The sequence below is a fragment of the Massilia sp. Root335 genome (genome assembly GCF_001425685.1).
Classification (GTDB): Bacteria; Pseudomonadota; Gammaproteobacteria; order Burkholderiales; family Burkholderiaceae_D; genus Telluria; species Telluria luteola.
This window is the reverse complement of the sequence record NZ_LMCY01000008.1, coordinates 40,407-55,487: the sequence shown is the minus strand read 5'-3', so window position 1 is coordinate 55,487 and position 15,081 is coordinate 40,407. Positions and strand designations below refer to the sequence as shown.

The following is a 15,081-nucleotide window of genomic DNA, read 5'->3' as shown; positions in this document are numbered from 1 at the left end:
ATCTCCTCGGTCACGGTACGCGCCAGCGCGGCGATGCGGTCGGATGCGGTGGCGGCGTTGTTGTTGGCGTCGTGGATGACGTAGCCGACGTCCGTCGCCTGCTTGCCGGCGTTGTGCGCGGCCTTCTCGACCGCCGCCTTCCACGCCTGGATGGCGCGCGGCGGCTTGTCCTTGCCGCCGTCGAAGTCGGCGACCTTGGCGCTGGCCGGATAGCCGAGCCACGCCAGCGGGGCGCGTTCCGTCTTGTAGTTGGGGCCGGCCAGGATCAGCTGCACCATGTTTTCATTGATCTGGCGGTCTTTCGGACGGCTCGGTGCGTCCCAGTTCATGACCCAAACGGTTTCGGTCGGGTGGGCTTGCAGGTAGTCCAGCGCAGCCGACAGCGACGTGAAGCCGGCGTTGGCGCCACCCATGGTTACGTGGACGTCGGGGGGAGTGCTGCGGGTCCAGGAATTTGGGAATGACTTATTACCTATATCAAATGCTTTAGTGATTATCTCTCTCGTATAGTTTGCTGCAGAGATAGTATCGAGCTTTCCTTCCGGAAGAGCATACTCGACGTGAATCCCTGCCAATTCGCGCCATGTCGTTTTATCTTCCCTAGAGTGAGCGTTGTAAAAATAGTTGGAGTCCATGAAATAAATGTCGCGATAAGGAACGACAAGTTCACGTAAATATTTCTTATGATACCCCTCAAATGTTTCGGACCCGTCATTTCCGACAGCGATTGAGCCGACAGCCTGTAATTTCCCGTATTTCTCAGGTTTAGCCAAAACCATATCATCGTTTTTATTTGGGCCAACCAGACCCAACGCCCATAACAATTGCCATTCGGTCGGATAGTCCCTCCGCTGCAATGGATTCAACCATTGCAATCCGACGACTTGAGCCATGAATGGTTCTACTTTCTGCGCGGTCACTACAGGTTTCTGTAACGTTTCAGCACGAGTCGAGCGCACAGAAAGAACAGTGGCAACACCTAGCACAAGCGCTGCAAAAGCAGCGGGCATCGCAAACAACCGGGTGAATATCTGACTGTTCGAAAGAGGCCGAGTAGCCTCCGGGTCAGTACGCCACGTTATCCAAAGTGATACGAACATTGCGACAATAAAGGCAAAAGTGACCCATAAAATACGACGAACGAGAGTGTTTGTCAGACTACGCATATGTCACCTTCAGTTGATTAAGTTCCGAACATATTTGTTTCATTAACGATTCCAGCAGGAATTTTCGCCTGAGCATCTTGCTTCGCCCATTCATAAACGGCTACGTCCTTAAAAATCCCAAAATCAAAATATTCAACAAATTCGCTAGCAATATTATTATCATTAAGACCCTTCAGGTATCGCCAGTCCGCCATTTGCCGAAACATTCGCATATCGTCGCTCTTGATACGAGAAACCCCGACCGGAATGTCATATGCCAGAGCCTTCTCGGCATGATCCGGGTTCGTCATGATCGACGAGTGATCGGTCGCCGGTGCTTTGATATTCTCGGCCAGCGTTTCTTTTATTTTCTTCGTGCGCCAGGCCGTGTAGTCGGCGCTAGCACCACTGAGATTATCTTCTTCGGTGACATGTTCCGACTTCCGGTACAGTCCTTTGCTTTCATCGGAATCCTTGTACAGGTCTTCACGCCGCGCCCTCATCCGCAACAGCGCATGATGTTCGTAGCGCAGTGCCGCTTCAGTATCCTTGTTCCCCTCGGCAACTCCCGCTTTTTCGGTGTTGTACGGATCGTCGCCGTCACGCACGCGCTCTTGGTCACGGTTCGCTCCCGGCGCATCCGTTCCTTCGTCAAATACGTCGCCAATTTTTCCAAAACGTTTCGATTTCGGCTCGAACGGCGCCGGTAGCGGCGGAGCATTCAGGGGCGTTTCCCAGCTGTTGTCAGGCAGCGCATTGATGCGGATGTCGATGATGCCGGTGACCAGATAAAAGATCGGCGCCGTCACAACGGTCGCAACTTTGGCGATCCAGTTCTTGTTCGCATCAAGGCCTTTCTTGATCGCATATTTTGCCCGTGGCGACTCGGGATGCCAGAAAGCCTGACTTCCAGGTTTCAACCCAATGCCGTGGTGATTGTTCCAGAAGTGATAAGTCTTCGTCTCGTCGCCGACCGTGAACCTTTCAGCGAACACTCGCTGGCAGAACACATTATCGACGTTCGTCGCATCGATTTCTTCCTTGCTCATGCCGCGCCAACCGAGGCCTTGAACCGGGCTGGCGGAAATAACCTGGTCATGTGGATTGAAGTACAAGGTCACACGGCCATGGTTCGTTTTGTTCGGACCGTACCCGTGCTTCGCGCGATCGGCTTTTGCCGTGAATTCATGCGCTTCATTCTTCATGAATTCGTCGATCTTGTCCGGCTCCTGCGCCTTCGCCGCCTGCTTGCCGATGATCTCGAAAAAACGCTTCAGCGTCGTACTGCGGGCCTTGAGTGTCTGGCGCCCCCAATGCAGCTCGCCTGCCGCCATTTCGGTTCCCGACCAGGCTTCGACAACGTTCTTCTTCACGAGGCTGTACGGCGGATTGCACAGCACATAACTGTCGGCCACGCAGCGTCCGGGATTGCCGGCGCTATCAGTCACCGTGCCGAGCCGATCGCCAAGGAAAGCGGCCGCCATGCCCACCATATTGCCCTGGCTGTGGCACACGATGGTGATGGGCACATCCACCTGCTTTTCGCGAATCGCCTTGATCAGCTTCGCAAGCCGTAATGCGGCCAGCACATAGTACGGACGCGGCGGGCAGGCGTACACCATGCGGTCGTTGGTAGGGTTCAAATGCTGCGCGTGCAGCCAAAGAAAAAGCTGGTCGTTCAGGCCATCGCCCCACAGATCGGGCAGCGACGTGCAACCATTGGCGAACGGGCCCCCGCCCCAGTAGTTCTGCTCGTTCAGGTAAATGCCGTCACCGTAGGTCTGCAAATCCTCGGCGCTCGCTTTGTAGCCCCAACGGAACTGGATGACTGGTGAGAAGTGAGCATCCGGCGCGATGAACGTATCCGGCTGCTTGTCAGGATTTAAATAACCATCCGCTGTCAGGTCGTCCAGGTATTCGACCGGCGCCAACTGCCCACCTTCCGTGTTCGCATGCACGATCTGCCAATCCTGGCGCGCGAGGCGCTTGTTCAGGCCCTTGCACAAGCCCTCCTCGGCCGCCTAGAACCACTCGCCATCCGAATTCACCCCATGCACGAAGATCACGATGCCCGGCAGCGGCAACTGCATCACCACGTCCAGGTAGCTTTTGTTCAGCAGCGTGCTGCCCCCGCCGTCGCCCACCGTGATCACGGTCGGGTCGTCCATTGTCATGCCTTCCATCCTGCTCCCGCTTACGTCAACAGTTTTTTGAACGTCACCTTGAGCTGCTCCAGCCGGTCGCCCGTGATTTTCGGACCTTCACCGGCCGCATTGGTCTGCCCGGTGAGCGGCTCGGCGCCGTCGCGCTCGATGTGCACCTGCATGCCCTCGACGGGCTTGCCGTCGGTCGCGCGGACCAGCCTCGGCGTGCGCTCGAATGTCCCCGCATCGAACGACGGCATATCGGTCGTCGCGCTGGCCGGCCCGTTCCAGTGGTGTGCCGCGGTCTTGACGATAAGGTTGCCCGGCCCGCCGATCTCGATGTCGCCGCCTTTCAGCTTCAAATAGGCGCCGCCGCTGACCATGAAGGTCATTTCGTCCTGCGCCATGCCGATCACGCGCTTGGCGGCGGTGATCTTGACGTCCTTGGCGGAGACGAGCTTCATGTCGTCGTGCTGGCTCTGCATCGTGAAGTCGCCGTTGTGCGCCACCTGCGTGATGCCGTCGCTGTGCGCGAACAGCGAGATGCCCTTGCCGGCGTTGACGTTGAAGCGCTTGCCGCTGGCAAGCTGCATGTGCTGCTGCGCGACCGTGTCCAGGTTGACGCCGGCGTAGCTGACGATGGTCTGCGGCGTGCTGAACGCGATGCCGGCCGGGCCGGTCAGGCTCACGGTCGGCTTGGCGGCGCCCGCCAGGTCGGCGCTGCGCGCGCCCGGTCCCGCCTCGAGGTCGGCCTTGAGCGCATCCTGCGGCGCCGGGTCGACCGGCAGGCCCTGGTGCTGCGCGGCGTAGTCGCCCAGCGTCTTGAACAGGTCCAGGCAATCCTGCATCAGGGCCAGGTGCTCGCTGCTGCCGAGTTGCGTGCCCGCGGCGTCCAGCCGTTTCCAGGCCGAGATCAGCAGCGACTTGGCCGTGCGGATCGCGCCGCTGTCGTCCGTGCGCAGTTCGAAGCCTTGCCCGCGCGGGTCGGCCTGGCCGTCCTGGCGCGGGTGCGTCAGGTAGCCGAGGTTCAGCTGGCTGCGGCCATGGACGCTTTCCAGCTGGGCGCTGATTTCGCCCGGCGTGTCGTCCAGGCGCAGCTGGTTGTAGCGCTGCGACTTGCCTTCGCGGCTGACGATGCCCGACAGGTAGCGGTCGCCCGGCAGGCGGCTCGTGCGGCTGAACGACGGCGGCGGCGTCCTGCCGCCGTGCGCGCGGCCGATGATCAGGGGCTTGTCCGGATCGCCGCCGACGAAGGCGCACAGCACCTGGTGGCCGACCCGCGGCAGCGAGATCGTGCCGTACTGGTCGCCGGCCCACGGATTCGCCACCTGGACCCAGGCCGAATCGCGGTCGCTGCCGGACGCGCCCGCGCCCTGCGCGTGCGCGTGGTCGTCCTCGCGGCAGCCGGGAAAGCGCACCTTGACGCGGCCGAGATGGTCGCAGTGGATCTCTTCATTGACCGGACCGACCACGGTCACGTATTGCAGCGCCGTGCGCGGCAGGTCCGCGCGCGGGTCGTATGCCGGCACGATCGGCACGCCGCGCCGCACGCAGCTGAAGCGGTTGGTGTAGCGCACCCCGCGCTCGAGACTGGCCTGCGCCAGCGCCGCGCTGTCGTCGCGCCAGCGGTTCAGCGAGAACAGGCGCCGCGCCTGGTCGTCGAGCGTCTTGGGCAGGTTGTTCTCGGCCTCCACGCGCAGCTCGGTGACGACGAAGTCGCGCTCGGCCTCGGGATGCTCGTCCAGTTCCGGGTGACCGACGATGGTGTTCCATTGGCCGACGCACATATTGCGCTCGCTGCCTTCGCCCTGGAACGACTTCGCTTCGTACTCGTGGCGCTGGATGCGCGCCACGCCGAGGCTGCGGTAGTCGGCGTCGTTGTCGCCGACGTGGGGCGCGTCGACGAGGTAGTCGTCCAGGCTCGCGGCGAAGCGGTTGCCAAGGTCGCCCTGGTCGTTCATCCCGCTTTCCTGCGTAATCGTCGGACCGGAACTCGCGTAGTCCCAGCTCTGGCGGCCGATCTTCCCCGGCGTCAGCGTGCGCACGGCGTGCCAGGCCGTGATGACGTCGCGCGCTTCGGTCGCATCGTCGCGATGGAAGCGCACCGCGCCGCCGGTGTTCCGTTTGAGCGCCATGGCGTCGTCGAACAGCACCAGGGTATGCAGCGGCGTCTCATCGCTGCCCCGTTCACTCGCGGCCCCGGGCTGGATGAACCAGGAAATGCCGCGCCGCTTCCACAGGCGGCGCAGGAACGCGCCCGTCGACTCGTTGTACTGCATCGTGAATTCGCGTTGCGGGTACGACTTCAGGCCGCCGAGATCGTAGGCGAACGCGCGCGCCGCCACGGGATTCGCCTGGCGAAACTCCTTGAGCACGATATCGGTGATGTCGACTTCACTGGCGTTGCGGAACACGCGCGTGTTGCTGGTCTTGTCGAGCAGGGCAAAGGCATCGCGCACGACCAGCTGGTAAGTGGCCAGCCCGCCGTCACCCTGCCCCTCGGCCGCCGCGGCGACGATGCCGCACACGGCGCGCAGGCCGCCGCTGTCGGTGACGAACTGCAGTTCCACCGGGCTCGCGATGAACTGCTTGAGTTCCAGGCCGGCTTGCGTGGAAACGCACAGCAGCGAGTATTCGATGCCGCCGCACAGGCTCTCGACGCCGCTGACGTGCTTGACGAGCAGTTGGTCGTCGCGCACGCCGCCCGCGGTGGACATGCGCAGGCGGATGGGGCGGTTGGCATCGGTCAGGTTGAACGAAGCGCTGATGAAGGACATGGCAGGAGCTGGGGGACCGGAACCTGGCAATCATAATGAAAATCTGTAACGTTTTTCTCACAGATTGTTTCATTAGCCTCACTTTTTAGCGCCGCTGCGAGAAATGCGTTCGACGGGGAACGCATTGTTTTTCATGAGAAATTTATTTTTCTCGCGATGGAAAAAGCCCCACGCAGCGCCGGGCGGCGGCCACAGAATGTGAACTCCAGAAAGATTCACTGCGGCGGCACCGGGTTTCGGTTTGGCTGACCGTCAGGCCGCTCATCAGGCCGCTGCCCGAAACGCCGTCCCCGACCGGCCAGGTCGGGAACGCCGCATTCATACCTCGGCCGCCTGCGCCTCGGCCAGCAGCGCGCGGATCTCGGGGATGCACGAGCCGCAGTTGCCCCCCGCCTTCGTGCACGCCGTGACGGCGGCCGCGTCGCACAGATTGTTCTGGCGGATCGCGATCTCGATGGTCTTGCGGCCCACACCGAAGCACGAGCACACCGTCGGTCCCGCGTCGAAGCCCTTCTCGCGGGCGCGGCCGGACAGCAGGCCGATGCGGTCGGCCGGCGCCAGGCGGTCCTTGTCGAACATGCTGGCGAGCCAGGCGCGGGCCGGCAGGTCGGCGCGCTGCGCCACGAACAGGCAAGCCTCGATGCGGCCGTCGACGAGGTGCGCGGCGCGGACCATGCCGCCGTTCTTGTCCTCGACCTCGATCCAGTCGGCGTCCTCGTCGTGCACATCCAGCAGGCGCCGCGCCCACGTGGCCGCGTCGGCGAACGGCTTGCGGCCGGCCAGTTCGTAGCGGATGAAGTCCTTGCCCTGGATGCGCGTCCAGTTGACGGCCTCGCGCAGCGGCAGTTCCGTGCGCGACAGGATGAAGCCGTACCACGTGACGCCGAACGGTTCGATGCGCACCGGCGTGTGCTTGAATTCCGGCTCGCCCGACACCGGATCGACGGCCGGGTTGACGACGGTGCCCACGCGCGCGTCCGATGCCGTCTGGCCGCTCCAGTGGATCGGCATGAACACGCTGCCGCGCGCGATGCCGCCGCCATGCTGCACGCGCGCCACGACGGCGCCCCAGTCGCTCGTCACGCGCGCGAGCTCGCCCGCCTTCACGCCGCACAGCAGCGCATCCTGCGGGTGCATGTCGATGAACGGTTCCGGGATGTGCTCGGCCAGTTTCTGCGAGCGGCCCGTGCGCGTCATCGTGTGCCACTGGTCGCGCACGCGGCCCGTGTTCAGCACGAGCGGATACTCGCCCCCGGGCAGGTGCGCGGGCGCGCGCGGCGCCGTCGGCACGAAGCGCGCACGGCCGTCGCCATGCGCGAAGCGGCCGTCGCCGAACAGGCGCGCGGTCCGTTCCTGCGGCGTGCGCACCGGCCACTGCACCGGATCGAGCGCGTCGTAGTCGGCGCGCGTCATGCCGGTCAGCCCTCCGATGTCGAACACGCGGCGGCGCTGGCCGTCGATCCCGTTCTTCCAGGCCGACAAATGTGCATGCTCGTCGAAGATCTGGTGTGGCGACGAGAAGTCGAAACCGCCGAAACCCATGCGGCGCGCGACGTCGCACACGATGTCCCAGTCGGCGCGGGCACTGCCCGGCGCGGACAGGAAGGCGCGCTGGCGCGAGATGCAGCGCTCGGAATTGGTGACCGTGCCATCCTTCTCGCCCCAGCCGAGGGCCGGCAGCAGCACGTGGGCCGCGTCGTTCGTGTCGGTGCCGAGGACGATGTCGCTAGCCACCACCAGCTCGCATTTCTCGAGCGCGCGCCTGGCCTGGTCGGCATCCGGCAGGCTCACGAGCGGGTTCGTCGCCATGATCCACACGGCTTTCACCTTGCCCTCTTCGATGGCGCGGAACAGGTCGACGGCTTTCAGGCCCGGCTTGCTTGCTACGTGCGGCGAGCCCCAGAAGTCCTGCAGCGCGGCGCGCTGGGCGGCATCGTCCAGGTCCATGTGCGCGGCCAGCATGTTCGCGAGGCCGCCCACTTCGCGCCCGCCCATCGCGTTCGGCTGGCCGGTCAGCGAGAACGGCCCCATGCCGGGACGGCCGATGCGGCCCGTGATGAGGTGGCAGTTGATGATCGCATTGACCTTGTCGGCGCCGCTCGTCGACTGGTTCACGCCCATCGTGAACGCCGTGACGACCTTCTCCGTATTCGCGAACATGTCGTAGAAACGTTCCAGGTCGCGCGGATCGACGCGGCAGGCCCTGGCCACGTCGGCCAACGTGCCGGCCTTGGCGGCGGCGTCCAGCGCGTCCGCGAGGCCCGTCGTGTGGCCGGCCACGAAACCCTCGTCGGCCGCGTGCACGGCCAGGTGGCCGAACAGGCCGCCGAACAGCCACACGTCCGTGCCCGGCTTGACGGGCAGGTGCAGGTCGGCGATGTCGCACGTCGCCGTGCGGCGCGGGTCGATGACGACGACCTTGAGTTCCGGGCGCTCCTGCTTGGCGCGCGCGATGCGCTGGTACAGCGTCGGGTGGCACCAGGCGGCGTTCGAGCCGACCAGCACGATCAGGTCGGCCAGTTCGAAATCCTCGTAGCAGCCCGGCACGACGTCCTCGCCGAACGCGCGCTTGTGGCCGGCCACGGCCGACGACATGCACAGGCGCGAATTGGTGTCGATGTTCGCGCTGCCGACATAGCCCTTCATGAACTTGTTGGCGACGTAGTAATCCTCGGTCAGCAGCTGGCCGGAGACGTACAGCGCGACGGCATCCGGCCCATGCTCCGCGATGACGCGCGCGAATCCTTGCGCGACCTTGTCCAGCGCGTCGTCCCAGGAGGCTTCGCGCAACACGCCCTCTTCCCTCAGCATCGGCGCCAGCAACCGGCCGCGGTTGCCCAGCGTTTCGCCCAGCGCGGAACCCTTCACGCACAAGCGGCCCTGGCTGGCCGGGTGCGCGGCGTCGCCCGCGATCGCAATCGCGCCGTCCTGCCCGACCTGGGCATTGACGCCGCAGCCGACGCCGCAATAGGGGCAGGTCGTACGGACAGTGGTGGGAATCGAAGACAACTTCATGAAAACTCCTCGTCAGGCCGCCTGCGCAGCGACGTCGTCGTGGTGCGCGCGGCCGAACAGCAACTGGTCGCGGATGGACGAGATGTCCGTCCGCTTTTGAATCAGGTCGAAGTACCACGGGCCGTCCGCGACGTCCCCGTACAGCACGGCGCCCGTCAGGCGGTTGCCCGCGACGACGAGCCGTTTATAGATGCCGCCGCGGCGGTCGCGCAGCACGAGGTCTTCGCTGCCGTCGCCGCCGACGATGTCGCCGGCCGAGTACAGGTCGACGCCCGTGACCTTCAGCTTCGTCGCGGTGGCCTGCTGCACGTAGCGGCGATGGCCGGCGCCCGCGAGGTGGGCGGCGGCGACGCGCGCCTGGTCCCAGATCGGCGCGACGAGGCCGAACGTGGCGCGGCGGTGCTGCACGCACTCGCCGACGGCGTACACGCGCGGATCGTAGGTCTGCAAGGTGTCGTCGACGACGATGGCGCGCTCGCAGTGCAGGCCCGCGTCCTTCGCCAGCTCGACGTTCGGACGCACGCCGGCGGCCATCACGACGAGGTCGGCGTCGACCGTCTCGCCATCGTCGAAGCGCACCGCACGCACGCGGTCCTCGCCCTCGATGGCGACGGTCTGGCGGTTCAGCAGGATGCGCAGGCCGCGCAGCTCCAGGCTCGCGCGCAGCAGTTCGGCGGCGGGCGGGTCGAGCTGCTGGTTCATCAGGCTGCCCGTCACGTGCACGACCGCGACTTCCATCCCCTGGCGCAGCAGGCCGTTGGCCGCTTCCAGGCCGAGCAGGCCGCCGCCGATGACGACGGCCTTCCCGCCCGCGCGCGCGGCGGAAAGCATCGTGTCGACGTCGCTCAGGTCGCGGAATCCGATCACGCCCGGCAGTTGATGGCCCGGCACCGGCACGATGAACGGCTTCGAACCGGTGGCGATCAGGAGGCGGTCGTACGGCACGGCGAGTCCGGAGGCGGCGTACACGACGCGCTTCTTGCGGTCGATGCGCACGACCGGATCGCCCGCGTGGAGCACGATGCCGTTGGCGTCGTACCACTCGCGCGTGTTGAGCATGATGTCGTCGACCGTCTTTTCGCCCGCGAGCACGGGCGACAACAGGATGCGGTTGTAATTCCCGTGCGGCTCGGCGCCGAACACGGTGATGCGGTACATGCCGGGCGCGAGCTTCAGCAGCTCTTCGACCGTGCGCATGCCCGCCATGCCGTTGCCGATGACGACCAGCCGCGGATGTTTGTCATGCGCATGTGGGGCGTTCATTGTTATGCCCCTACCCAGACCTTGCCGTCCTCGACGCGCACCGGATAGCTGGCCACCGAGTGATGCGGCGCTTCCAGGCATTCGCCGGTCTGCAGGTCGAAGTGCTGCTTGTAGATCGGCGAGGCGACGACGATGCGTTCGCCGATGCTGCCGACCAGGCCGCGCGACAGCACGGACGCTTCCGAATTCGGATCGTAGTTATCGATGGCGAACACGCGCGGGGACGCGCCGCCCACGCGGAACACGGCCACCTGGCGGCCGCCGAGCAGTGCGGCCACGCCGGTGTCGGGGACGATCTGGTCGAGCGAGCAGATGGCGTTCCACTGATTCAGTTGGATATCGCGATGCATGGTGTTCTCCTTGTTCCAGTCAAATAAACTCGGTGGGTGACTCAATGACTCAATGACTCAAGCGGCGGCGATCGGGATGACGCGGCGGCGTTCGTCCGGCGTGGCCGGCCGGATCTGGCCGCGCTCCGGCATGAACACGACGTTATCGTCCGTGTTCTCGCTGTTGACGAAGCTGCGGAAGCGCTGGCGCACGGCCGGGTCCTCGACGGCGTTCTTCCACTCGTCGGCATACGTGTCGACCACGCGCTGCATGTCCGCTTCCAGTTCGGCCGCGATCCCCAGCTTGTCGTCGACGACGACCTGCTTCAGGTAGTCGAGGCCACCTTCCAGGTTCTCGCGCCACGTGCTGGTGCGCTGCAGGCGGTCGGCCGTGCGCACGTAGAACATCAGGAAACGGTCGACGAGCTTCACGACGGTGTCTTCGTCCAGGTTCGACGCGATCAGCTCGGCGTGGCGCGGTTTCATGCCGCCGTTGCCGCACACGTACAGGTTCCAGCCTTTATCCGTCGCGATCAGGCCGACGTCCTTGCCCTGCGCCTCGGCGCATTCGCGGGTGCAGCCGGAGACGCCGAACTTGATCTTGTGCGGCGCGCGCAGGCCCTTGTAGCGGTTTTCCAGCGCGATGGCGAAGCCGACCGAATCGCCCACGCCGTAGCGGCACCACGTCGAGCCGACGCACGATTTCACCGTGCGCAGCGACTTGCCGTAGGCGTGGCCGGATTCGAAGCCGGCCGCGATCAGCTCTTCCCAGATCGCCGGCAGCTGGTCGACGCGGGCGCCGAACAGGTCGACGCGCTGGCCGCCCGTGATCTTGGTGTACAGGTTGTATTTCTTCGCGACCTGGGCGACGGCGATCAGGCCGTCCGGCGTCACTTCGCCGCCCGGCATGCGCGGCACGACGGAATAGGTGCCGTCCTTCTGGATGTTGCCGAGAAAGTAGTCGTTCGAATCCTGCAGGCTCGCGTGTTCCGGCTTCAGCACGAAGTCGTTCCAGGTCGATGCGAGGATGTTGGCGGCGACCGGCTTGCAGATGTCGCAGCCCAGGCCCTTGCCATGCTTGTCCAGCAGCTCGGCGAAGCTCTTGATGCCGCCCACGCGGATCAGGTGGTGCAGTTCCTGGCGCGAGTACGGGAAGTGTTCGCACACGTGGTTGGTGACGGCCATGCCGGCCTTCGCCATCTCGGCCTTCATGATCTGGGTGACGAGCGGCACGCAGCCGCCGCACGACGTGCCCGCGTTGGTGCACGACTTGATCGCGCCGATGTCGCAGGCGCCCCCTAGCACCGCGTCGCAGATGGCGCCCTTGCTGACGGCGTTGCAGGAGCAGACCTGCGCGGCCGCCGGCAGCGCGTCGACGCCCAGCGCCGGACGGGCGCCACCTTCCGCCTGCGGCAGGATCAGGAATTCCGGCGCTTCCGGCAGCTCCATATCGTTGAGCATCATCTGCAGCAGGCTGCCGTATTCGGCGGCATCGCCGATCAGCACGGCGCCCAGCAGGCGCTTGCCGTCGTCGGAGACAACGATCTTTTTGTAGACCTGCTTGCGCTCGTCCGTGAACTGGAAGCTGCGCGCGCCCGGCGTGTTGCCGTGGGCGTCGCCGATCGACGCGACGTCCACGCCCATCAGCTTCAGCTTCGTGCTCATGTCGGCGCCGGCGAAGGCGGCTTCCTGGCCGAGCAGCGCGCGCGCGACGATGCGCGCCATTTCATAGCCCGGTGCGACCAGGCCGAACGTCTGGCCGCCCCACGCGGCGCACTCGCCGATCGCGTAGATGTGCGGGTCCGACGCGAGGCAGGCGTCGTCGATGGCGACGCCGCCGCGCGGACCGAGCGCCAGGCCGCAAGCCTTGGCCAGTTCGTCGCGCGGGCGGATGCCGGCCGAGAACACGATCATGTCGGCTTCCAGGTGGCTGCCGTCGGCGAATTCCATGCGGTGCGTCGCGGACTCGCCGTCGACGATCTGCAGCGTGTTCTTTTGCGTGTGGACCGAAACGCCCAGCGCCGCGATCTTGTTGCGCAGGACGCGGCCGCCCAGGTCATCGACCTGCACGGCCATCAGGCGCGGCGCGAATTCGACGACGTGCGTGTCGAGGTTCATGTCGCGCAGGGCCTTGGCGCATTCGAGGCCCAGCAGGCCGCCGCCGACGACGACGCCGGTTTTCGAACGGGCGCCGCATTCCGTCATCTTTTCCAGGTCTTCGATGGTGCGGTAGACGAAGATGTCGTCGCGCTCCTTGCCCGGGACGGGCGGCACGAACGGATACGAACCCGTCGCGAACACGAGCTTGTCGTAGGCCAGCACGTCGCCATCGGCCAGGGTGACGGTCTTCGCCTCGCGGTCGACGGCGACGGCCTTCGCGTTCAGCTTGAGGTCGACGTTGGCGGCGTGCTTCTCGAAGAAGCCCGGCGCGACGAGCGACAGCTGCTCGGCCGTCGTGCCCGAGAAGAATGCGGACAGGTGCACGCGGTCGTAGGCCGGACGCGGTTCCTCGCACAGCACAGTGACGTGGAAGTTTGCCGATTGGGCGGCGTCCGCGAACAGGGTTTCGAGGAATTTGTGGCCGACCATGCCGTGGCCGATGACGATCAGTTTCATGTTGCGACTCCTATACAGCGATAACTTGTTCAGGCGGCGGCGGGCGCCGGCGTTTCGGGGACGGTGAGCGAGAAGCGCACGCCGATGGCGCACAGCGCCGCGACGAGGACGGCACCGCCCAGGATCAGGAGGGTCTGGCGGACGTCGCCGGTCGCCTTCATCAGGAAGCCGGCCAGCACGGCGCCGACGTTGCCGCCCGCGCCGACGATGCCGGCCACGCCGCCCAGCGCCTTGCGGCTCACGAACGGGACCAGCGCGTAGGTCGAACCGCACGCCATGTGGGTGCACAGGCCGAAGGCCAGCATGGCGACGATGGCCATGGTCACGCTGGTGGTCTGCGAGAACCACAGCAGGCCCAGGCCCTCGCCGATCATCAGGATGAACAGCAGGTTCACGCGGGAATTCAGGTCGCCGCGGGCGGCAACCTTGTCCGAGATCCAGCCGCCGAGGGCGCGGGCGAACAGGGCCAGCAGGCCGAAGCTGCCGGCCGCCATGCCGGCGCCTTTCAGGGACAGGCCGAAGTGGTCGACGTAATAGGTCGCGGCCACGTTGTGGATGAACAGTTCGATGCCGAAGCAGGCGCCGTACGTCACGAACAGCAGCCAGGCGCGGTAGTTGCGGCAGGCTTCGAAGAAGCTCGCCCAGCCGCCCTTGCCGCCGCTTTCGAACGGCACGCCGGCCGCGCGCAGCTCTGCGAAGTTGCCTTCCGGGCAGTCCTGCGTGAATTTGTAGTAGACGACGGCCATGATCAGCATCAGCACGCCCGGCACCAGCAGCGCGACGCGCCAGCCCATCGTTTCGGTCACGCCCAGCATGACGACGGCGCCCAGCAGCAGCGGCATCGTGGCCTGCGCGACACCGGCGCCGCTATTGCCCCAGCCGGCCGAGGCCGCGTTGGCGGTGCCGACGACCTTCGGGCCGAACATGACGGAGGTGTGGTACTGCGTGATCACGAAGCTGGCGCCGACGGCGCCGATGCCGAGGCGGAACAGCAGGAAGCTTTCGTAGCTCTGGGCCATCGCCACGCCCAGCACGGGGATCGCGCCCAGCGCCAGCAGGCCGGTATAGGTCTTGCGCGGGCCGAAGCGGTCGCACAGCGGGCCGACGATCAGGCGCATGAGGATGGTGATGGCGACGGCCGCGATGTTGATGTCGGCGATCTGGCTGACCGACAGGTGGAACTCGCCCTTGATCACCGGCATCAGCGGTGCGCAAGCGAACCAGGCATAGAAACAGACGAAGAAGGCCACCCAGGTCAGGTGGAACGCGCGCATCTGCGGCGTATCAAAGGAGAATAGCTTGATGCTGTTTGCTTTGCCGGCCATTTTTTGTTCCCTTCTTGAAAACGAAAAGGCGCCCGCTGCGTACCGCCGGCGCGAATGAAACTCGCGTTTGCGGTGCAGCGGACGCCGTTGTCCTGTTTGCCGTCCCCTCGTTGGGCCGGCGCTTTTACTCAGGGATCGCCGTTGACCCCGTTACCTCCGTATGTGCAAGACCCGTGCCAGATGGTTTTCCGGGGGCAGACCGTATGTACCGGGCCCGATTCGCTTCATTGCAGTGCACCATGCACGTAAATGACGCACGCAAATGAAGCATCTCGGGCCAGGGACGTCGTTTCTCGCCAAGGCAAGGGCGACGCCGTGATTGGTATCGAGCGCGACCTGAACCCTGGAACCGTCGCCCCCGCGAAGGCGGGGGCCCAAGGTGGTCCGCGTCGACGCAACGAAATTAGGTTCCCGCCTGCGCGGGAATGACGTTGATATAGTCCGCGTCTACGCAACGCCATGGGGTT

The 15,081-nt window shown here is 65.1% G+C and carries 9 protein-coding genes; all 9 read right to left on the bottom strand.

The features are described 5' to 3' along the window. On the bottom strand, nucleotides 1-1,166 hold a 1,166-nt coding region (locus ASC93_RS30440; protein WP_162251799.1), incomplete at its 3' end, for a virulence factor. Nucleotides 1,167-1,183: 17 nt separating this feature from the next. Then, on the bottom strand, nucleotides 1,184-3,151 hold the full coding sequence (locus ASC93_RS06185) for a DUF3274 domain-containing protein (RefSeq protein WP_056438779.1): 1,968 nt from the start codon (nucleotides 3,149-3,151) through the stop codon (nucleotides 1,184-1,186). 15 nt (nucleotides 3,152-3,166) lie between these two features. Then, complete coding sequence (locus ASC93_RS31910; protein ID WP_229412618.1) at nucleotides 3,167-3,319, bottom strand: hypothetical protein; 153 nt, start codon at nucleotides 3,317-3,319, stop codon at nucleotides 3,167-3,169. Between the two features lie 20 nt (nucleotides 3,320-3,339). Then, nucleotides 3,340-6,066 (bottom strand): type VI secretion system Vgr family protein, encoded by a 2,727-nt coding sequence (locus tag ASC93_RS06180; protein ID WP_056438776.1) that lies wholly within the window; start codon nucleotides 6,064-6,066, stop codon nucleotides 3,340-3,342. A gap of 318 nt (nucleotides 6,067-6,384) precedes the next feature. Beyond that, nucleotides 6,385-9,081 carry a nitrate reductase gene (locus ASC93_RS06175; protein ID WP_056438773.1) on the bottom strand — a complete coding sequence of 899 codons (2,697 nt, stop codon included), beginning with the start codon at nucleotides 9,079-9,081 and terminating at the stop codon, nucleotides 6,385-6,387. 12 nt (nucleotides 9,082-9,093) lie between these two features. After that, entirely contained in the window at nucleotides 9,094-10,344 is a 1,251-nt protein-coding gene (locus tag ASC93_RS06170) for an NAD(P)/FAD-dependent oxidoreductase (protein ID WP_056438768.1), read from the bottom strand. A 2-nt stretch (nucleotides 10,345-10,346) separates the two neighbouring features. Beyond that, a complete protein-coding gene (gene nirD, locus ASC93_RS06165; protein ID WP_056438765.1) occupies nucleotides 10,347-10,694 on the bottom strand; it encodes a nitrite reductase small subunit NirD in 348 nt (115 codons plus the stop codon). A gap of 57 nt (nucleotides 10,695-10,751) precedes the next feature. After that, nucleotides 10,752-13,289, bottom strand: a complete 2,538-nt coding sequence (gene nirB / locus ASC93_RS06160; RefSeq protein ID WP_056438762.1) for a nitrite reductase large subunit NirB — start codon at nucleotides 13,287-13,289, stop codon at nucleotides 10,752-10,754. A 29-nt stretch (nucleotides 13,290-13,318) separates the two neighbouring features. After that, complete coding sequence (locus tag ASC93_RS06155) at nucleotides 13,319-14,614, bottom strand: MFS transporter (protein ID WP_056438758.1); 1,296 nt, start codon at nucleotides 14,612-14,614, stop codon at nucleotides 13,319-13,321. Nucleotides 14,615-15,081 lie beyond the last annotated feature (467 nt).

Coding starts and splice junctions, on each gene's coding strand:
- ASC93_RS31910 (WP_229412618.1), bottom strand. CDS start 3,319: ATGACAATGGACGACCCGACCGTGATCACGGTGGGCGACGGCGGGGGC.
- ASC93_RS06180 (WP_056438776.1), bottom strand. CDS start 6,066: ATGTCCTTCATCAGCGCTTCGTTCAACCTGACCGATGCCAACCGCCCC.
- ASC93_RS06175 (WP_056438773.1), bottom strand. CDS start 9,081: ATGAAGTTGTCTTCGATTCCCACCACTGTCCGTACGACCTGCCCCTAT.
- ASC93_RS06170 (WP_056438768.1), bottom strand. CDS start 10,344: ATGAACGCCCCACATGCGCATGACAAACATCCGCGGCTGGTCGTCATC.
- nirD (WP_056438765.1), bottom strand. CDS start 10,694: ATGCATCGCGATATCCAACTGAATCAGTGGAACGCCATCTGCTCGCTC.
- nirB (WP_056438762.1), bottom strand. CDS start 13,289: ATGAAACTGATCGTCATCGGCCACGGCATGGTCGGCCACAAATTCCTC.
- ASC93_RS06155 (WP_056438758.1), bottom strand. CDS start 14,614: ATGGCCGGCAAAGCAAACAGCATCAAGCTATTCTCCTTTGATACGCCG.